Origin of the sequence: Cellulosilyticum sp. WCF-2, assembly GCF_003990395.1 — a bacterium.
Classification (GTDB): Bacteria; Bacillota; Clostridia; order Lachnospirales; family Cellulosilyticaceae; genus Cellulosilyticum; species Cellulosilyticum lentocellum.
This window is the reverse complement of record NZ_CP034675.1, coordinates 323,845-345,394: the sequence shown is the minus strand read 5'-3', so window position 1 is coordinate 345,394 and position 21,550 is coordinate 323,845. Positions and strand designations below refer to the sequence as shown.

The following is a 21,550-nucleotide window of genomic DNA, read 5'->3' as shown; positions in this document are numbered from 1 at the left end:
GGGGATTGGCAATGTATAATTTAGAGCTGAGAAAGTTTAAAAGTTGTGATATTGGGTTATTTAAAAAATGGGTGTATGAGGACTATGTTGCTAAATGGTATGAACAACCACTAGATTGGATTTATGAACTAGAGCATGATCAAGATGAGTTCTCTTGGGTGGAACATTTTATAGTAGTTTGTGATGGAAAGGATATTGGTTTTTGCCAGTGCTATGAGTATAAATTAAGTGGAGAAGACTGGCATGGCGATATTGAGCTAGAAGGGACATATAGCATAGATTATATGATTGGCGAGAGGGACTACTTGAAAAAGGGAATAGGGACAAAAATTATTAACTTATTAGTGAAACATTTATTTGAAACAACAAGCGCCAAGAGAATTATTGTACAGCCTGATGAGGATAATAAGGCCTCCTGTAATACGTTGCTATCAGCAGGATTTACCTATGATGAGGAAAATGAACTTTATATTTTATAGCAGTACTATTTATTTTCTGTAATATCTATAGGTGTTATTGTAACATGACTATTAGCATAAATAAAAAAGAGCAGTAGATGTATCGTACATTTACTGCTTTTATATTATAGGAAGTGAAGTGCGTATGAACTACGCGGTTACTGCTGAGGCACTGTCATTGGTGCCTTTGGTAAAATACGCCTTGTAAGGGTGCCTTGAAGTGGATTTTTCTTATATTCATTCTTTTCCTCCTTCTTTAGTTGTGATTGGTTTTTCAACCTTTTGAATATTCATTTACAATAGTTGTTTTATTATTTAAAATAATCTAAAGTAGATGAATATTTATAAGATGATTATAGGGGATATGGGGGAAAGAAAAAATGGGTAAAAAAGCTACGAAAGCAGCGGATAACGTGTATTGTATTGCACGTTATAAAGCAGCAGAGGAAGAAAGCAAATTTGATAGTAGAGAAAGCACAGCAGAACTTATAGGAATGGATCGCACAAGGTTAGCAAGAATTGAACTTGGCACAGTGAATCCTTATCCAGAAGAAGTATTACAGTTAGCTAAAGCTTATGGCTCACCGGAGCTCTGCAATGTGTATTGTTCCAAACAATGTCCTATTGGAGAAAAGACTGTTAGGACAATAGAGATAGAGGAGTTTGATCGTATTGCCCTAAAGGCATTAGGCTCATTACAAAATGCTGATGAACTGAGAGAAAAATTAATTCAAATTGCAGCAGATGGTGTGATTTCTGAAGATGAGCATGAGGACTTTAATCATATATTAGAAGAACTTCAGAGGATATCTATGAATGCACAAGCTCTGCAGCTTTGGGCGGATAAGCATATTGAACTAATCCATAATAGAGAGGAAAATCAGAATGAAAGAAAATAGATGGTATATCTATCAAAAGGAAAGATTCCCGTTAGCTATGTACATACCTATGATTTTGGCATTTAGCTTCAGTGCTATTAGTTATTCAGCAGCAACACTTGATGGAAGGATTACAATTAAAGCTTTAGCAGTTTCCTTTTATGTATCGATTTCCTTTTTTATGCTACTTCGTATTGCGGATGAATATAAGGATTTTGAAGAAGACTCAAAATATAGACCTTATAGACCTGTCCCCAGAGGACTTGTAAAGCGAGAAGAGTTAGGAAAAATAGGCTTTGTATTAGGAGTAGGTCAGTTTATTATTTGTGGTTTGTACGAACCAAGGTTACTGATTTTATTGGTGGTGCTATGGATTTATTATGGCTGTATGTGTAAGGAGTTTTTTATAAGTAGTTGGCTGAGAAAACATATGGGCTGGTATATGTTTAGTCATATGCTCATTATGCCTCAGCTAGATTTCTTTGCTACTGCCTGTGAGTTTTTGCCTAGGCCAGGAGTTCAAATAGGAAGTGCTTTAGTCTGGTTCATTATTTCTAGTTTCTTTGATGGCATGGTCATAGAGGTCGGTCGTAAAATCAGAGCAGAGGAAGATGAGGAAGAAGGGGTTGAAACTTATTCAAAGTTATGGGGGAAAAAGGCCAGTGTTGGTATATGGCTAGGGGCGATGATCATTTCCTTTGCTTCTACTTTCTTTGCATTATATGAATTAGGAGGAGCAGCCCTAGGTAGCGTTACCTTAGGAATTGCTATTGCCATCTGTATACTAGGAGGCATACGTTATTTAAAAAATCCTCATGGTAAAAATGGTTCAAGGTTAGAATTATTATCGGGCGTATGGACCTTAGTAGATTATTTGTCACTAGGAATTATACCATTACTGCTATAATTTTTGATTTATATATGCAGTTCAAGGAAGGAATATTTACATAGAGGAGACTTAGATAAAATTGACATAGAACAACATGCAGGGTTTAAAAATAGAAAGTATACATATGATTGGAGGAAGTGTATGGAAAAGCAATATATAGTAACAGAGCGGGCTCATTTCATGTGTCCTAATATGCATTTTGGCATTCTACTAGAATTAGATGCACCCTATGAAGAAAAAAGAGTAAAAGCTTCATTAGATACCTTGGCGCAGGCACATCCCTTTTTAAGATGTACAGTCCAGTATGAAGAAGGAACAGAGAAGCTTTATTATGCAGTAAAAGAACAATCAATGATTTACTTTGAAGAGAAAACCAACATACACCATATGTGGGAAGACTATAAGCGTATTGCAGCGGAGAAATGGGATCTATTTGAAGAAGGGTTACTTAAAGTATATGTGTATCCATTAAAGGATGGAATGAAGGTTCTCTTTGTTGCCCATCATTTATTAGCAGATGGACGTAGTCTATTAGAACTATCTCAGGAGTTTGCTAATCATTATGTATCCGGGATTAGCCCTAAATATATAGAAGAAAAACTGATTAAGAGTATACAAGACCTACCATCTAAGAGTGAATTATCTGGTATTAGTAAGCTGCTCATTAAACGTACCAATAAACAATGGAAAAAGGAACAACACCAGGTAACTTATAAACAATACCAAGAATTTACTAAGGAGTATGTTAAAAATCATACGGTTAGCTATAAGTCTTACCAACTTTACGGAGACAAGTTAGAAGAAATGAAAACCTCTTGTAAAGAAAATGGAATTTCTATGAATGATTTACTAATGGCACACATGTATTTAAAAACGGGTACGAATAAGATTATTATAGCTGTAGATATTCGGGAGAAGATTAAGTGTTATCAAACGGGAGCACTTGGAAATTATGCTACAGCAATTGGCGTACGATGTAAGACTAAAACAACTGATGTAATAGAGAAGGCCAAAGAGGTTCATAAATGCGTAAAAGCTCATATACAAGATAATCGTAAATTAATGCTAGTACTTGCGTGCTACTTAGAGATAGAACCAACACTTTTAGATGCAGCAGCAATAACTGCGCTTGGTGGTTTTAAGAGCAAGGCAGGAGAATTTGTTGGAGGCAGTATGTTTGGGTTTAGAAAGCCTAGTAGCTATAGTATTACTAATTTGGGGAAAATCAATAATGTTAATATAAAGGAAGCAATGTTTATTCCACCAGCCTCTCCTGCAGCAAAAATGACTGTAGGTGTACTGACTGTTAATGAAAAAATGCAATTATGTAGTAGTGTCTATGAGAAAATGTAATTTTGAAGTTAATAGGATAAATATGTAGATGATGATACATCAGTTGCTCAGAATGGAAGGTTATATGTTTTAAAGTGTATTTACTAAAAAGTGATGATTTTGCTTGGATAACAAATATATGGGATGAAATTGATAAAATCAGAATTAATAATATATGAGAAAGAATTTAAACTAAAAGTTACGAGGGCGGTGGAATGAAGTATAAAATACATTTAAAACAAATTATTGCAGGTTGTGTTATCTTAGGCCTAATATTTATGCTATTTTTAATAGGCAAGGATATTTGGAAAAATAATTCATATCGTTTAATAGGACAGAAGCATTTGTCTCTATCTGATGGGAAAAAAGAGTTGTTTTGGTTTGATACTATACATTCAAATAATCCAAAGGATATTATGTTTAGATATCTTGAAGAAGCATTTAATAAATTTGAACCAGACCTTGTTTTAGTAGAGGGTGGTTATGATAGTTTTGTTGGAAGTAGAGAAGAAGCAATTTTAAATGGAGAAAGTAGCTTTGCTACTTATTTGGCCAAAGAATCTAATATAATAGTCGAAGATATTGAACCCCCACTTTCGGCACAGTTAGCATATCTTCAGACAAAGTATGACGCAAAGCAGATTCTTGCTATGTATGCATTAAGACAGATCGGGTCCTATGAATTATTATCTAACAGTAACCAAATAAATTTTGAAGAGGAGGTTGTTAACTTACTTGATGAACTAAAAGAGAATGGACTTGATTATGGAGGAACAAATGTAGCAGATGTATTACGTGCGGTTAATCTATATCTACCTCAAAAGATGACAACAGAAAATTGGAGAGACTTAAAAGTTTATCGTATATATGCCAGAGAAGATAATGAAATAGGAAGTATATATAATGATGTAGTGAATTATAGAAATATCTATTTAACATCATTAATAGAGAAGAAAAAGGGTAGTTATAATCGTATTTTTATTGTAATGGGTAATGCACATAAAGAAGCAACAGAAAATAAGCTACGTAGTATCTATAATAATTAAAAATAAGTCGGAAAGCGGGGAAATTATAATATGAACTCAGAAGTTAAAAATTACATTGAAAAATACAGTGTGGAGATACAGGAAATGTTTATTGCATTAAGAAGAGTGATCAAACAAAGCATTGCCAATGAAATTGAAGAGAAACTGTGGGCGAAGTTACCCAGCTATTATATAGGCGATAGATTTATTCGTCTTATTCCGTTTAAAGACCATATAAATATTGAAGCAGTAGCTATTATGGAATATAAAAAAGAGCTAGAGGGGTTTAAGATTACACCCAAGGGAATGTTACAAGTTTATCCAAACCAGAACATACCATGTGATATTTTACAAATTATATTCAAAACAACACTTTTAGGATGGATGTAATAGAAACTATCGAAGATTTGTCTTAAAAGAACACTTACAAAATTGGTTTATGAGGTTGGTCTTAAGATAGTTGGTTTAAGAATAGAGCTTTTTGATAAATGGGGGGATAAGATGAAGTACATAAAGCATGGGTCAGAGTTAACGAAGGAAGAACGAAAACAAATAGGCGGTAAGGCATCGGCCCTTTTAGATTTGGCTCAAGGTAGTTTTAATATTCCTGAATGGGTAGTAGTATTGCCTTCTGCATTTGAGGCAACGAAGAATCTAGAGCAAAGGGAATTGTTTGAGCAAGAGGTAAGAGAAACTATCAGTGCATTAGGGGGAGATGATAGGTATGCAGTAAGATCCTCTGCTTTGAGTGAAGATGGCATAGCTACATCATTTGCAGGTCAGTTTGAAACTTACTTGTGGGTGGACGCAAAAGACGTAGTAGCTGCTGTTTATAAGGTGTGGGAATCAGGCTTTAGTGAACGTGTAAAAGCATATAAGGAGCAAAGAATGTTAGGTGGGGAGGCGGAGGTTCCTGCCGTTATCATTCAAAGGATGGTATGTTCTAGTACTGCAGGTGTAGCTTTTGCTGTCAATCCTACTAATGGGGATATTAAGACCGCTATTGTTTCGGCTGTTTTTGGATTAGGTTCGGCCTTGGTAGATGGGGCTTGTGATGCAGATGTTTATGAAGTAGACCAGAAGGGACAGGTATTAAGCAAGGTACTTGGAGAAAAAGAAATGAAGCATGGCATAGAAGAAGGAGAACTTAAGACTATTGAAACCCCAAATCAAAAAGATAAGGTGGTCCTTCAAGATAGTGAAATCCAAGCAGTAGCTTCGCTAGCAAGAAAAGCAAGCCGACATTTTAATAAATATCAGGATATTGAGTGGGCTTTCGAAGATGGGCAGCTTTATTTATTACAGTCACGTCCAATTACGACTTTGGGCTTAACGCTAGAAGAGCAAGGTACTGTAGGTGTATTTGATAATAGCAATATTGCAGAAAGTTACATTGGCACCACCATGCCTCTTACCTTTTCCTTTATTAGAAAGGCTTATGCAGAGGTTTATCGTCAGTTCTGTAGAAATTTTGGTGTAAGTGAAACGATTATTCAAAAAGAAACTCAGATTTTTGATAATATGCTAGGCTTTGTAGATCATAGAGTTTACTACAATTTGGTTTCTTGGTATAAGCTACTTGCTATCTTACCAGGCTATCAGTTTAATAAGAAGTTTATGGAGCAAATGATGGGAGTTAAAGGGGAGCTACCTGAGGCTTTCTTAAAAAGTATTGAAACGCCTGAAGCCAAAGGCTTAGATAGAACGAAAGACTTATTGAGACTTATAAAAACAGGTTTTAAGATGTTAGGGGAGTATAGAAGATTAGAAAAAAGCATTAGGAAGTTTTACATAAGGTTAGACGAAAGCCTGGAAAAAGTAGATGTACAAAATATGAGGCTTGATGAGCTATATAGTTATTATAAGCTGTTAGAAAAGAAGCTTATGACGAAATGGGATGCGCCTTTAGCTAATGACTTCTTCTGTATGATTGGTCATGGTTTACTTCGCAGTTTGTCAAAGAAATGGCTGGAGGATGAAAGCCTTGCTAATCAGTTTCTGATTGGCCAAGGAGATATTATTAGCGCCAAACCAGCAGAGATGATAGGACAGATGGGGGCATATGTAAGAGAAAAGGCTTTGGGAAAACTATTTTTAGAAGGAAGCCTTCAAACCATTGAAATAGAGATTGAAAGGTTGCCTGAGTTAAGAAAGCAAATCAATGAGTATTTAACAACTTTTAGCGATAGGTGTTTAGATGAACTTAAACTAGAATCTAAGACTGTGGCAGATGACCCGCTTGTATTATACCGTGCTATTGGTGCTAATAGTATGAATGTGCGCAGAGTAGAAAGTTATAACCTTAATCAAATGATAGAGGAAAAGGTTAATAGTAAACTCAAAGGGCCTAAACGAAGAGGATATATAAAGGTGCTCAAAGCGGCGAGAAGATTAGTACGTAATAGAGAAAATCTAAGGTTTGAAAGGACCAGACTTTTTGGCAGGGTGAGACAAATCTTTTTGGAAATAGGAATGAGATGGGCCTCTACAGGACTCATTGAAAATCAAGAAGATATTTTTTATCTAGAGGTCTCAGAAATACTAGGTGTCATTGACCATACAGCAACAAGCTATAACTTAAAAGAACTAGTTGCTCTTAGAAAACTAGATTATGAAAGAGACAACTTAAAAGATGACCCACCAAGGCGTTTTATGGTGAAAGGCTGTTTTGGCAGCAGTAAACGCATAGATGATTTTAATGAGACCATCCATGATGAGCTTACTAAGGATATGAAAAATGGAGAAATAGAAAGAGGAAAAAGGCAAAAAGGTGAGCAAGATAGCCTAGAGCAATTGAATATCCTAACTGGTCTAGGCTGCTCCGCAGGTATAGTAGAAGGATATGCAAGAATAGTCCTTAATCCTAAAGAAGCAAGGTTACAGTTTGGAGAAATTTTAATAGCTAAGCAAACTGACCCAGGTTGGATTCTACTTTTTAATATGGCAGCAGGAGTTGTAGTGGAAAGAGGCAGTTTACTCTCACATGCAGCTATTGTATCAAGAGAGTTAGGACTTCCAGCAGTAGTCTCAGTAGAACAAGTGACGACGAGAACACAAGATGGTGACTATATTAGGTTAGATGGAGCTAAAGGGACTGTGGAGATTTTAAAGAGAAATGAAGAATTGATAATTAATAGCTAATTATAGAGAGGTATTAAATAAAATAGCACTTTACATAAGGAATTGTTGAGACGTTCTATAGAAGATGGTTTGTATATTGGAAGAGGTGTGATTAGGTGAATTATAACGAAATATTAGATCGAATATCCTGTGAGTACAATAGAATACTTTCAGATAATCTTGTGGGGATATATGTTCACGGTTCTATCGCATTTGGTTGCTTTAATTGGGACAAAAGTGATATTGATTTTTTAGTTGTAACTAAAGAAATACCCTCATTAGAGGAAAAGAAAGAACTTATCAAAGTTTTGATGGAATTAGACAAGATATGTCCACCCAAAGGCTTGGAAATGAGCCTAGTTCTTGAAAAAGTCTGCTCAAAATTTGTTTATCCTACCCCTTTTGAACTTCACTTTTCAAATGCGCACAAAGAAAAGTGCAAGAGTAATATAGAAGAGTATGTTAAAGCAATGAATGGTGTAGATAAGGATCTAGCGACACATTTTACAGTAATTAGGTCTGTTGGTATTGTTCTTTGCGGCAAGGATATTGCAACACTATTTGGAGAAATACCAAAAGCTAATTACATCGATAGTATAAAATGTGATGTTGAATGTGCGGAAGATGAAATTGTGGAGAATCCTATTTATATCGTTTTAAGCCTTTGCCGCGTGCTTGCGTATATGAGAGAGAATCTTATTATTTCCAAAGAACAAGGTGGGTTATGGGGGATCAAAAAATTGCCTTCCGTGTATGTGCCTGTTATAAAAGAAGCGGTAAAATGTTATCAATCTAATGAATGTTTTTCAATGGATTTTAAACTAGCAAAAGAGTTTTCACACTATATGGTTAAGCAGATATTCGTTGATAATTAAAATAGCTTTTTAAAGATAAATTTGAAGTAGTAGATGGGAGGAGCAAGTTATGAAAAAAAGTTTAATTGCATTATTAGTAATAACGGTGTTGGCAGTTTCACTAGGGGGATGCTCAAAGGAAGAAGCACTAGAACTTCCTATTGGAACTTATGAAATGAAAGATACCTCACAAATATTTCCTCCCTATATTAATTTAAAGGATGGCAATGAGTTTATTTTTGTATTTTCTGCATTAAGCAGTCAGTTACCTATTGGTACATATAGCATAGTGAAGGATGAATTAGTGTTAACTATCGATGATGAAGAAAAGATCACGTATGTTTTTAAGATTGATAATGGAGATCTAGCTTTCCAAGCAGATAAATCTGCCAGTATTCCTAAATTTGAAAAAGAAGATTCGATAGTAGATGGTGATATCTTTGTCTACAAACAAAATAACTAAATACTAACTTATTGGGTTGAACAGTTACAACAATTTTATGGTATAAGAAAGGACGAATATAATGAAACTTAAGGTCATTAATGAAACATTTTCAGTATGCAAAATTGAAGATATTAATAAGGTCAATTTTGAGGATTCATTTTGTTTTGTAGGTAAGACAGATGAGGAGTTATCTTTAGTATGTGCTACAAAATTTGCGCCAAGTGAAACCATAGAAAGAGAAGATGGTTGGAGAGGTTTTCGTATTGAAGGTGTTTTAGATTTCTCTCTTATAGGCATTTTATCAAAGCTTTCTACTATTTTAGCTGAGGAGCAGATAGGCATATTTGCTATATCTACTTTTAATACAGATTACCTTCTTACTAAAGAAGAAAACTTTGAAAAGGCACTAAAAGCTTTAGAAGCTAGGGGATATGAAGTAGTGAGATAGTACTTCGTATGAAGGAGGATGAAAAGTGCGCCATCTTATTAGATTAAGTGACTATACAAAGGAAGAAGTAAGGGAGATCTTTAGTATTGCAGACCGAGTAAAGCACGGGAGATATAAAGGTTTTTTAGAAGGGAAAACAATTGTGATGTTTTTTCCAACTAGTAGTATTAGAACAAGGGTTACTTTTGAAAAGGGGATACATCTTTTGGGTGGTCAGTCTATTTTATTTCCTCCAGAAGCACTCGATAAGAAGAAGCAATAGAGGATGTTATAGGGTATTTAAATAACTGGGCAGATGCAGTTGTTGTTAGGCATCAAAACATTGAACTTTTAGAATCACTGAGAGAAAATGCAAGTATTCCCATTATTAATGGGATGACGGATACTAATCATCCTTGTGAGATGTTGGCAGATATGTATGCTCTTTCAAATCTTAGAGAGGATTTTTGTGAGAGTCAATTTTTGTTTGTAGGACCAAAGGGGAATATTGGATTAGCTTGGAAGGAAGCAGCGGAGCTGATGGGATTTCATTTAAAACAAAGTGCACCATATGGTTATGAAATAGAAGATGTTGATGTTATTTATGATTTAGAAGAAGCCATAAAAGGTATAGATGTTGTATGTACAGATTCCCTTAGTGAAAGACAACTAAATGAGTTTAAGAATTATCAGATAAGCTTGGAACTAATGGAGAAAGCCAATAAAAATGTTTTACTTAATCCATGTCCACCATTTTTTAGAGGAGAAGAAGTCTCAAGGCAAGTGATTGATAGTTCTTATTTTGTAGGGTATGAATTTAAGAAGTGTTTGCTTGAAATCCAGCAAGCTATACTGATTTTTAGCTTGATGGAACAGTAGAACGTTAGCGAATTTAAAGGGGAGAATAGTATGAGTGAATAGAAATATGGCAATCAAAGTAAACATGAGTAGTAAACCGAAGAGGGGGAGAGAAAGAGATGAAAAGTGAGATTGAAAACTATGCTGATTTTTCCATCATACGTTATGCGCAGTGTTGGGAAGATACGAGCATTTTGTTAAAGGGACTAGGCCTTGCTGAAGGAGGTACGTATATATCTATTGCTTCTGGAGGAGATAATAGCTTAGCTATGTTAACGAAACCAGTAAATAAGGTAGTTGCCCTTGATCTTAATCCAGTGCAGCTCCACTGCGTGTATCTTAAAAAAGCTGCTTTTAAGAAATTGGATTACGAGGCTGTATTAGCTTTTCTAGGTATTACAGCATGTGACAAACGATTAGCTTTATATGAAGAGTTAAAAGAGGAATTGCCAGAGGGAACACAGTTTTATTGGGACAGTCACCAAGAACTTTTAGAAGCAGGTATCATTCATGTAGGTAAGTTTGAAAATTACTTTAAACTATTTAGAACAAAGGTATTATCTTTAGTACATAGCAAAAAAACAATAAAAGAGTTAATAAGACCCAAAACAAAAGCCGAACGTCTACGTTTTTATGATGAAAAGTGGGCTAACAGAAGGTGGCAATTACTTTTTAGATTCTTTTTTTCTAGAAGGATGATGGGGAAATTAGGGAGAGATGCAGCCTTTTTTAAATATGTAGAAGGTCACGTAGCTGAAAATATTTTAAAACGTGTACGCTATGCGCTGACAGAGATAGATTGTTCTAAGAATCCTTATTTAGAGTATATATTGTTTGGGCATTATGAAAGGAACCTGCCATATTATTTAAGACCAGAACATTTTGAAGCGATTAAAGCCAACATCGATAGGCTAGAGATTCATCAAAATAGTATAGAAGGTTTTTTAGAAACTTATGAGGGCGAAGGCATAGATGGATATAACCTTAGCGACATTTTTGAGTATATGGAAGAAGGCGAAATGCTGAAGATTTATAAGTCCCTGATAAAGTATGCTAAAAAAGGTGCTAGAGTGGTGTACTGGAATATGCTTGTTCCAAGAAAGTGTCCAGAGGTATTAAAAGAACAGGTGGAGACTTTAGAAAAGCTTTCAGAGCAGTTGTTTTTAGAAGATGAAGCTTTCTTTTATAGTAGATTTTTAGTGGAACAAATTAAGTAAAATGGACATAAGGAGTATGGAGGAAAGGAGGATTTAGTGATATATGGATTGCATCAAGAGATCACTAAGACAAGAAAATGATACAAGAAATAATCCATTTTTGGATAAGCGTTGTGGTACTAAGTGGTTGTTTGGCTCTAGCTAAGGTGATTCAAAAACGATTTAATCCCCCCCCTGAGGTTGCTAGAAAATTGGTCCATATTTTTATTGGGACAGTATCCTTGTTTTTTCCTTATTTATTTCATGAAAGGCTAACAGTACTTATTTTATCCTTTGTAATGTTTGCAGTGGTGTTTACCTTAAGACTTAGGCATTATAAGAAAAAGGAAGTAGGGAGTTATCTTTATAGCGTGGAGCGTTCAGCAAGGTCTTTAGGGGAGTTAGTATTTCCTATCGCCATTGGTTCAACCTTTTGGATGGCTAAGAGAGACCCTATTTTATACTTTATTCCAATCTTGATTTTGACTTATGCTGATACAGTAGCTGCTATAGTGGGAACGCGCTATAAAAAAGGTAAATTATCAGCAGAAAGAGAAGATGAAAAGTCGTTAGTAGGAAGTATAGCTTTTGCTATAACAGCTTTTATTTGCACCTTTGGAATTTTAGCTAGTTATAGTGATATGGCTTTGCCACGAATACTATGCCTAGCCCTCATTATTGGTGGACTGACTGCTTTAGTAGAAGCAACGGCATCCTTTGGGCTAGATAATTTGCTTATTCCTCTTTTGTGCTATGCTTTTCTTTTTAATCAATTGCCATTACCAGAGATTTATTTAATTTTAAATTTAATACTTATTATTGTCTTTTTTGTAGTAGTCTACAAGTATAGACATGTTGTTGATTTAAGTAAGCTGGCTATTATGGAAAGTGTATTAGCAGTATATATTACTTTCCTGATTGGTGGCATTAGATGGGGACTGGCACCTATTACAGTTTTAGTAATTTATCCAATGTTTCCAAGGAGAACACCTGAGCAGAGGAAATTAGTTTTTAATAAACATGTTATAGAATCCAATTTAGTGGTAGGGATTATTCTGCTCTTTTATGCTACCATTTGGGAACAAAGAGCTGAGCTGTTTATGGTGTTTTACTTGGTTTTTGGCTTACATATTGCACTTAATAATTATGGTAGCCTTAGGGGGTATCACAGTGCCGGTAAAAAGAAAGCTTATTTAGTGGGACTTGTAAAAGGAAGTTTTTTAATTGTCATGGGGGCAGTAGCTAATTATCTTGAGTTTGGGAAAGGCACAAATTTATGGCAAATGGGGATATGCTTAGTGTTACTAATGACTATACTGGGTATAGCAGCTAAATACCTAGATAAACCTAGCGAATATAATAGGTTATCGTTGGCAATGGCATGGAAACAAGCAGGGTTAGTAGCTGGAGGAACTTTAATAAGTGTGGTGGTGAGTTTGATTATTCTATGATGCCAAAACTTAGATTAAGAGCAGGGCAAGTCAAGGCGACCAAGAAGATTGTTAAACCTGTTATGGGGAGATTTCGTTTTATATTATGAAAGGGGAAAATAAATGAAAAAAACACTTATTTTATATATGGTAGGTATATTATCCCTAACAGCATGTTCTTTTAATACAATGAATGCTTTGTATGGAGATAATAAAAAAATTGCGAGTATTAGTAATACCTATAACCTTAATAGTAATGAACAAGAAATTAACCAGCAGACTTTTACTGGAAACATAGAATTTGAAGGGATGGAGACAATATGGGAGTATGAAGCTAAAGAGGATGCACAGCTGGAGATAGAGTACTTACTGTCATTAACTCAAGGTACAGCAAAGTTAGTATTAATTTCACCTGATGGTACAGTAACACCTATTGTAGAGAATACAAATCAATCAGAGGTAAAGGAATTAGCTCGTAGTCCATTAGGGATTAAAAAAGGCAACAATAGAATAAAGCTAGTTGCTAAAAATAAAGCTAACATTAGATTTGAAGTACATATTGAACAGGGAGAGTTTTTTGAACTAGGTATGTAGCTAGGAAGATTGTAGCATTTATTATGCTTGAAAAAGTATTCAGTTTATTAGAAGTGAATATATTAGATTGTCGACAAATGTAATAATTATGAGGATATGAAGAGGTCAAATAGGATAAATATCATTAGGAAGATTAAGATGAAAGAGTGCCACCAAACTATAAAATAGTTTTGTGGCACTCTTTCGCTGTGTTTATTTTTGGAAATATGAAAGGATATATACGGTAGTCCCTTTTTACTTTGGCAGTGCTGTAGAATTTTATATTAATATTAGCAAAAATTATTCCTGGTGAGGAAGTAACTAAAGTTTAAGGGCAATCTTATATAGTGTAGAAAGATAGTAATTATTTCATGAAAAAGCATAATATTGTAAGGTTACCTTATAGAATTGAATATTTTATGATAAGTAAGAGAAGGTTTAAATATAACTAGACATAATTATCGGAGGGGGAGTGGAATTATGAGTAAAAATAAGACAAATAAATCCAGACCTAGTAAGCAAAATCTACAAGGAAGTAAAGCAATCTCTTTATCTTTATCAAAGCAACTTTCAATTTTTATGGTATCTATATTTATTATTTTCATAGGTGTATTCATTTTTAATAATAGACAGATGAATAAAATGGTACAAGCTTATAAACAGTATGCAAGCTCACAAGAAATTGTAACGATAACTAAAAATATTTATACCCAAGCCATGCGTGGATTTAATAATTTGCAATCGGCTCTTTTATTTTATGGAGAAGAGTTTACACACTATGAGGATGAATATAACAAAGATAGTGAAGTCATACAATCAGAATTAGCGAAACTAGAGAGTATGAAAGAAACATTAATGGAAATTGATCCTGTACTGATAGAACAAGTAGAAAAACTAAAGGAAGTACTTGAAGCGAATAATGCATCTAGTAAAGAAGCCTTGGATGCTAAACGTTTTAATAAAGCATATGTATTCATGATAGAAGCCGGACAAGAGAATATGGCACAAATCCAAGAAATATTTAAAGAGATAGATACGCGTAATACAGAGAAAGCTAATAAGCAGGTACAAACTACAGTTCAATCACTAACTACAATTAGTCGAATGAGTATAGTAATTATTGTTATATTTAGTATTATGGCATCTATAATATTTATTGCTTATATTAATAGCTTAAAGAAAGCTTTAAAAAATATTACTAGTAAGGTAAATAGAATATCTAGGCTTGAAATTAATAATAAAGTGCAAGAAAAGAAGAAATTTGAGAAAAGGCTGTTTGTGGATGAGGTTTCTGAAATTGATGATAGTATACAAACGATGAGTTATGAATTACTTGATATGATACAAGTGCTTAGAGACTCTATTAAAGAATTACAAAATGTAGATTCACACCTAGATAGCAAAGCAGTAAATACTAAAAGTGCTTTTGACGTTATCAATCACAACTTAGACGGTGTAGTAAAAGAAATGAATGTTTGGAAGGAAGAAGTAGGAATTGTTGCGAATGTAACGGAAGAACTTACCGGTAATAGTGAAGAAACGAGTGCAACCTCAGAAAATATTACAAATACCACAGTAGAAGTGATAGGAGAAGCTGTTAATGGTATTGATATGTTACATAAAATCATGGAGCAGATGAAGCATATCAGGGAATTTATTGAAGAAGTAGTAGGGGTTATAGAAGCCTTAAAGAAGGAATCAGCTATAGTCAACAAGTCTACTGATATTATTAATCAAATTAGTGAACAAACTAATTTATTAGCTTTAAATGCATCGATTGAAGCTGCAAGAGCAGGTGAAAGTGGCAGAGGTTTTGCCGTTGTAGCACAGGAGATTAAGAATTTAGCAGATGTAAGTAGAAATTCTACTGTGGAAATTAAAAATTGTATAGATAAAATGGGTCACTTAATTGAACATACAAGTCAGTTGGTAGGCGATACTAATGAGGTGGCAAGTCAAGGTGAACGATTTGCTGAGCATACACTTGATAAATTTAATGTAATAGATGAGAACTTAAAAAGTACCATTGTTAGACTTGAAGGAATGAATGTTGCAGTAATTGAGTCTAGCAAAGGGATAGAAAGTATTTTAACAAGTATTAATGCAATTAACGCATTAGGAAATAGTGTGAGTGAAAAGACAAATGGTATTACAGAGGAAATGAGTGAACAGGTAGAACTTATTAATGATTTAGGAAATGCGGCTAATAAGTTATCTACTATAGTTAATATCCTAGACCGTATGATTAATAAATTTATTATAGACTAAAAAGTGAGGGGAAAATGTATGTTAAAGAATGTATTAGCTAGAGAAACACTAAACGAATCAACAAAAATACTTAAAAGTTATTTTAAAGAGTATATTGATGAGAACTTAGTATATGATAGTCAGTTTATGGATATTAGTAATACGCATATTATTGCTATTGGTGGATTCACCTTTAAGGTTCCAGCTTTAAAAGAGCTATGCAAGGATGAAAAATTAAGTTCCTATTTTGATAGTTTAACTCATTCAGGATCTCATTTGTTTTGTATAGAAGACTCTGGTAAAGTGAAGTATTTTTGCTATATAAATGGAAGTATTGTAGAGACACCCATAGATTCAGTCAACGAAAGTCATATGCTAGCCGTTTGTGAAGACTACAAAAAATGGGCAGGTTATATCAATATGAAAGGTGAACATGTTATAGACTTAAAAAAACCAGTGCCAGGCCCACATTTTTATACCAATATGCTTTTAGGAGATCGTATGAATTTTGAGCTAGCACTTCAGTCTACACCTAAAAGTGTAGTAGACCGCTTTGGGGGAGGAAGTTTTAGAGCACATGCAGCTACTCAAGTATTAGCTACTAGGTGGGATATGCTTCCAGAAGAAAATGGCTTCCCTGCTAATAGACAGTTTTATCTTGTAGAAGAAGGAAAACAAATTTTTTATTCAGCAGATGTATTAGATTCTAATATTAAAACAGCAGAATGTAGACATGGGCAAAATTATACAGAGATTGAATACGAAACAAAGTGTGGACTTCATATTTTAAGAACCATTTTTTTAGTACCACAGTATGAAGGTTTACCAATTGCTACAGAAGTTCAAAGAATTACAATTACGAATAAAACTTCAGCGACTAGAGATTTAAAGATAGTGGCTACAGGGATGTTAGCTACTGCAGCGCCAGGAGCACTTATGGAAGATGTGGTTTATTCTACTGTTATCATGCAGTCACAGCTTATTAAAGATGAGGAAAATCATCTCATAGGTTATGTCCCTTACTATTATCCAGAATCAGCAAGCAGAGATATTCGTTATACCACAATGGTAGCTTATGAAAAGGATGCTAGAAAATATCCAACAGAGATATGTACGCATTACGGTGAGTTTATAGGCAGTGGTAGCTTATATAAACCACAAGGTGTACGTAAGCTTTCTAATAGATTAAATACTAAAGGGCCAGGCTTCTTTGCGTTAGGTTGCCCTATAAGCATAGAGCCTAATGAAAATGTTACAGTAGATCATTTTGTAGGATTAATTTCTGAACTAGGAGAAACAAGAGTACCAGATGAAGTGGTTCATACACAGCTTACCAATCTACATCATCAATTTGCTATAAGGGGCAGTATCATCAATAGCTTAAATGAGCAGAAAGAAAGCTACAGAAAGTATAGTACCTATTTAGAAGTTAACACTGGTGATCAAGCCTTTGATAGTTATATCAATAAGAATTTACCTTTTCAAGTGCTTTATCAAACCTTTGTTTCTCGTTCCTTTGATTTAACTCAAAAAGGCTATAGAGAAATTGGCTTTAGAGAGATTCAAGATATTTTTGTATCACAATATTATCTTATTTCTATGGGTGAAATAGCTTATACAAAATCCTTGCTTAGGGAATGGATTGAAAAAGTATTTGAATACGGCTATTGCTATCATAATTTCTTCTGGAAAGGCAAAGAAGCAGGTAAGTGGTCTGATGATGGTCTATGGCTACTTCAAGCAGTTTATCGTTATGTCAACTATAGTGGTGATACAGGTTTCTTAAATGAAGAATATATTATTGCGGAAGCTGGTGGTAAGAAAAGAAGTGTTTATGAAACATTGAAAGCTATTATTACATATTCGGCAGAAATATCTGTGGGAGAGCATGGTTTGCCACTCATTGATTTTGCCGATTGGAATGATTGCTTGAAGGTAGATGATAGCTACTTATCAGGACCAGAAAAAGAAAAACGAGAGAAACCATTTAAAGGCTACTCAGAAAGTGTTATGAATGCTTTCTTATTAAAATTAGCCCTACAACACATAGAGGAATTTGCAGTTATTAATAAAGATACTGAGTATGAAGAGCATGTAAAAGAGTTAACTAAAAAGCTCGATGAACATATTCAAAAGGATGCTTGGAAGGAAAACTTCTTTGCTAGAGTACTTTTTAATAGATTTGGGGATGAGATCACTTTCTTGGGGGCAAAGAATGATGGCTTTTCTTCAGATGCAAACATTGATGGTACCTATTTCCTAAATTCATTCAGTTGGTCAATTCTTTCTTCAAGTGCTAATGAAGACCAGATTGCAATCATGTTAGATCAAATTGAAGCATACTTAAAAACACCATATGGTTTAAAACTAATGAGTCCAACTGATTTATCAAAAGTAGCTACTAGTACAGCGACTGGTGAGTATTTTCCAGGGGATAGAGAAAATGGAGGAATCTTTAAACATGCAACAATGATGGCAACTACGGCTATGCTTCAAGCAGCTAAGAAAGTAGTAAATAGAGAGCTTGCAAGTAGATTAAGTCAGTTAGCTTATTGGATGGTGGGACTTGTATTACCATATAAAGCCCTAGAGAATCCATTTGAAGTATGTGGTAATCCTCGTTGGTGTACGCAGTATAATAATAGCCAAACAGGGGAAAATATAGGGCCTACATTAAGTGGTACATCTACCTGGCTTGCTATTACATTATTTGAGATGTTAGGAATTAAATATGAAAAGAACTCACTTGTCATTGAACCATTATTAAGTGAGGAAATGACACAAATGAGTTATACATTAAGACATCTAACTTCAGAGTATATCATTGAGATTAAGAAGCCAGAAGGTTTAGTGAGAATAGTGGATAATAGTTACAGTATTATTTTAGATGGCAAGGTACTTGAAGATAATAAGATTACATTAGTGGATGATGGTTGTAAACATAAAGTAGAACTCATCTTTAGCGTATAAAAGTAGTCAGAGAAAAGGTGGTTTAAAAGTATGAAGAAATATACATATATAGACAACAAAGGCACGTTTAAACTCACAAATCCAGAGAGAAATAGCTATAGCTATTTCCCACTGGCTAATGAAGCTGGTGTGATGTCCAGCATTACGCCTCTTTTAAACGGAGACTGCAAAATGGGACAGAATACATTTTTATTAACACCAGTAAGCAGTGAAGACCTTCACAATAATAAGTCATCAAGAAATTTTTGGGCTTATATTGAAGGAAAAGGAGCTTGGTCAGCTACTGGCGCTTCGGCTATGTCTGCAGCGCAACTTTTTACTGAAGAAAAAGAGGCTACAGAACTAGAGGCGGGTACGATGTGGCATAAAATGACAAGAGTTTCTAATGCCTTAGGGATTAAGTCAGAAATTATTTCTTTTGTACCAGCTTGTCAAGATACCGTGGAATTAATGAAAATCACCATTACTAATATAAGTGACAAACAAATGGTGATTTCCCCAACAGCGGCAATACCTTTATATGCACGTTCTGCTGATAATTTAAGAGATCATAGGCATGTAACTTCCTTATTACATAGAATAAAAACAACAGATTATAGCGTCCTTATCAATCCTACTTTGACCTTTGATGAGAGAGGGCATAAGAAAAATACGATGATTTATGGGGTTGGAGGGGCAGAAGCTAATGGAGAAAAGCCAATAGGCTACTTCCCTATTGTAGAAGAGTATATTGGAGAAGGAGGTTCTTTTGAAGCCCCAGAGGCAATTATGTATCAAAAACAACCTCAAGTTCTGGCGGGAGCGAGTTTAGAAGGATATGAAGCCTTAGGAGGTGTTGTATTTGAGAAAGCAATCTTAGGCCCAATGGAAGCAAAAAGTTATTTAGTAGTTATGGGATTTAGTGATAATGAAGCTAAATTTGAGGAAATGGCTAAAAAGTACTTAAGTGAAAGTGATTTTGACCAAAAACTAGAGGAAACCAAGCTTTATTGGGATAAGAAAATTAATATTTCTTATACAACTAGTGATAAGCAATTTGATAACTGGATGTACTGGGTGAATTTTCAACCAATACTTAGACGGATTTATGGATGTTCCTTTTTACCACACCATGACTACGGAAAAGGTGGGCGAGGCTGGAGAGATCTGTGGCAAGATTGTCTAGCACTTTTAGCCATGGACCCAAGTGGTGTAAGAGGCATGTTATTAGATAATTTTGGAGGCGTACGTTTTGATGGTACAAATGCTACGATTATTGGGACCAAACAAGGCGAGTTTATAGCAGATAGAAATAATATTACACGTGTGTGGATGGATCATGGAGCATGGCCTTTCTTAACGACTAACCTTTATATTCAGCAAAGCGGAGATATTAAATTCTTATTGGAAAAACAAAGTTATTTTAAGGATTTACAGGTAGAAAGAGGAGCAGCTAAAGATGAATTATGGTCACTTAGTGAGGGCAACTATTTACAAGAAAAAAATAAGGTAGCTTACCGAGGCACAATAATAGAACATCTTTTAGTACAACACCTTACAGCTTTTTATGACGTAGGAGAACACAACAACTTAAAGCTACACGGAGCGGATTGGAATGATGGGCTAGATATGGCAGATGAAAGAGGTGAAAGTGTGGCATTTTCAGCTCTTTACGCGGGTAATATGCTAGAAATTGCTCAATTATTACGTGTACTAAAAGAAAAAGAACACCAAGATAAAATCATGTTAGCTGAAGAATTACAGCTATTAATAAAAGGTGATGCCGTACTTTATGAAGCTATAGATAAGAAGCGTGCTATTTTAGATACCTATTGTAAAAAGGTGAGACATACTGTAACGGGTAAACAAGTTGAAGTGACAATTGACACATTAATAAAGGATCTAGAAGAAAAAGCAAATTGGATGATTAAACATATAAGAAGTCAAGAATGGATTACCAACAAAGCAGGGTATAGTTGGTATAATGGCTATTATGATAATCACGGCCAAAGAGTAGAAGGTGATCATAAAGAAGGGACACGTATGATGCTAACAGGTCAAGTGTTTACTATTATGAATCAAATAGCGACTAATGAGCAAGTAGCTGAGATTATTAAGGCGGCTGATCACTATTTATATGATGAGGCAGTAGGAGGCTATAAGCTCAATACGAATTTTAATGAAGTGAAAACAGACTTAGGTAGGATGTTTGGTTTTGCTTATGGACATAAGGAAAATGGCGCAGTATTTTGTCATATGGCGACTATGTATGCTAATGCACTTTATCAAAGAGGTTTTGTTAAAGAAGGCTTTAAAGTAATTGATACACTTTATAAGCATTGTAGCTCTTTTGAAAAAAGCAGGATTTATCCAGGTGTTCCAGAGTATATCAATGATAAAGGACGCGGGATGTATCACTATTTAACAGGAACAGCTAGTTGGTTAATGCTGACTGTTATTACTGAGATGTTTGGAGTAAAAGGAAGTCTAGGAGACTTACACTTTGAACCTCAATTATTATTAGAGCAATTTGATAAGGAAGATCAAGCTTCTATTCAATTAACCTTTGCAGATAGAAAGCTTCAGGTAACTTATCATAATCAAAATAAGAAGCAAGCTGATGAATATGTAGTAGCCAAAATCGTTATTGACAATAAACCATATGGCAAGAATCATACCACTATTAAAAGAGAGGATATCCAGGTTCTTGATGCTTCTATACAGCATATAATCGATATTATTTTAGAATAAAAAAGATAGAATAGGTGTTTATTAAAGGGATTAGTTATATAAAGATAGATAAAAAGCAAGAGATAAAAAGAGTTGAATGATAAAATTCGACTCTTTTTTTGAAATAATATAAACTTAG

Annotated in this window: 18 protein-coding genes and 1 pseudogene; all 19 read left to right on the top strand. The window is 34.5% G+C overall.

What is annotated here, in order from left to right; genetic code table 11:
- The first annotated feature begins 11 nt into the window (after positions 1–11).
- The 19 genes and pseudogenes from EKH84_RS01325 (at position 12) to EKH84_RS01245 (ending at position 21,432) form a co-directional block, all read left to right on the top strand.
- Positions 12–479 carry a GNAT family N-acetyltransferase gene (locus tag EKH84_RS01325; protein ID WP_127064818.1) on the top strand — a complete coding sequence of 156 codons (468 nt, stop codon included), beginning with the start codon at positions 12–14 and terminating at the stop codon, positions 477–479.
- Between the two features lie 359 nt (positions 480–838).
- On the top strand, positions 839–1,357 hold the full coding sequence (locus tag EKH84_RS01320; RefSeq protein ID WP_127064817.1) for a helix-turn-helix domain-containing protein: 519 nt from the start codon (positions 839–841) through the stop codon (positions 1,355–1,357).
- On the top strand, positions 1,344–2,243 hold the full coding sequence (locus EKH84_RS01315; RefSeq protein ID WP_127064816.1) for a UbiA family prenyltransferase: 900 nt from the start codon (positions 1,344–1,346) through the stop codon (positions 2,241–2,243). The genes EKH84_RS01320 and EKH84_RS01315 overlap by 14 nt, the downstream gene beginning before the upstream one ends.
- A 123-nt stretch (positions 2,244–2,366) precedes the next feature.
- On the top strand, positions 2,367–3,578 hold the full coding sequence (locus tag EKH84_RS01310) for a condensation domain-containing protein (protein ID WP_127064815.1): 1,212 nt from the start codon (positions 2,367–2,369) through the stop codon (positions 3,576–3,578).
- 194 nt (positions 3,579–3,772) lie between these two features.
- Positions 3,773–4,603, top strand: coding sequence for a hypothetical protein (locus tag EKH84_RS01305; protein ID WP_127064814.1), 831 nt, complete (start codon positions 3,773–3,775; stop codon positions 4,601–4,603).
- A 30-nt stretch (positions 4,604–4,633) separates the two neighbouring features.
- On the top strand, positions 4,634–4,972 hold the full coding sequence (locus EKH84_RS01300; protein ID WP_127064813.1) for a DUF1801 domain-containing protein: 339 nt from the start codon (positions 4,634–4,636) through the stop codon (positions 4,970–4,972).
- A gap of 111 nt (positions 4,973–5,083) precedes the next feature.
- Positions 5,084–7,723: a PEP/pyruvate-binding domain-containing protein gene (locus tag EKH84_RS01295; protein ID WP_127064812.1), complete on the top strand. Its 2,640-nt coding sequence runs from the start codon at positions 5,084–5,086 to the stop codon at positions 7,721–7,723.
- A gap of 95 nt (positions 7,724–7,818) precedes the next feature.
- Positions 7,819–8,577 carry an aminoglycoside adenylyltransferase domain-containing protein gene (locus EKH84_RS01290; protein ID WP_127064811.1) on the top strand — a complete coding sequence of 253 codons (759 nt, stop codon included), beginning with the start codon at positions 7,819–7,821 and terminating at the stop codon, positions 8,575–8,577.
- Between the two features lie 49 nt (positions 8,578–8,626).
- Positions 8,627–9,019, top strand: coding sequence for a hypothetical protein (locus EKH84_RS01285; protein WP_127064810.1), 393 nt, complete (start codon positions 8,627–8,629; stop codon positions 9,017–9,019).
- A 61-nt stretch (positions 9,020–9,080) separates the two neighbouring features.
- Positions 9,081–9,449, top strand: coding sequence for an ACT domain-containing protein (locus EKH84_RS01280; RefSeq protein ID WP_127064809.1), 369 nt, complete (start codon positions 9,081–9,083; stop codon positions 9,447–9,449).
- A gap of 25 nt (positions 9,450–9,474) precedes the next feature.
- Positions 9,475–9,711 (top strand): hypothetical protein, encoded by a 237-nt coding sequence (locus EKH84_RS22450; protein ID WP_256372386.1) that lies wholly within the window; start codon positions 9,475–9,477, stop codon positions 9,709–9,711.
- Positions 9,708–9,815: pseudogene (locus tag EKH84_RS22795) on the top strand (peptide transporter); the annotation flags it as partial. The gene EKH84_RS22450 and the pseudogene EKH84_RS22795, both read left to right, overlap by 4 nt.
- A gap of 9 nt (positions 9,816–9,824) precedes the next feature.
- Positions 9,825–10,307, top strand: coding sequence for a hypothetical protein (locus EKH84_RS22445; protein ID WP_243118666.1), 483 nt, complete (start codon positions 9,825–9,827; stop codon positions 10,305–10,307).
- Between the two features lie 98 nt (positions 10,308–10,405).
- Entirely contained in the window at positions 10,406–11,503 is a 1,098-nt protein-coding gene (locus EKH84_RS01270; RefSeq protein WP_127064808.1) for a DUF3419 family protein, read from the top strand.
- 77 nt (positions 11,504–11,580) lie between these two features.
- On the top strand, positions 11,581–12,933 hold the full coding sequence (locus tag EKH84_RS01265) for a diacylglycerol/polyprenol kinase family protein (protein ID WP_127064807.1): 1,353 nt from the start codon (positions 11,581–11,583) through the stop codon (positions 12,931–12,933).
- Between the two features lie 102 nt (positions 12,934–13,035).
- Entirely contained in the window at positions 13,036–13,506 is a 471-nt protein-coding gene (locus EKH84_RS01260) for a 50S ribosomal protein L7ae (RefSeq protein WP_127064806.1), read from the top strand.
- Positions 13,507–13,965: 459 nt separating this feature from the next.
- A complete protein-coding gene (locus EKH84_RS01255) occupies positions 13,966–15,753 on the top strand; it encodes a methyl-accepting chemotaxis protein (RefSeq protein WP_127064805.1) in 1,788 nt (595 codons plus the stop codon).
- A gap of 18 nt (positions 15,754–15,771) precedes the next feature.
- Complete coding sequence (locus EKH84_RS01250; protein WP_127064804.1) at positions 15,772–18,702, top strand: GH36-type glycosyl hydrolase domain-containing protein; 2,931 nt, start codon at positions 15,772–15,774, stop codon at positions 18,700–18,702.
- 30 nt (positions 18,703–18,732) lie between these two features.
- Positions 18,733–21,432, top strand: a complete 2,700-nt coding sequence (locus EKH84_RS01245) for a GH36-type glycosyl hydrolase domain-containing protein (RefSeq protein ID WP_127064803.1) — start codon at positions 18,733–18,735, stop codon at positions 21,430–21,432.
- The last annotated feature ends 118 nt before the right edge of the window (positions 21,433–21,550 follow it).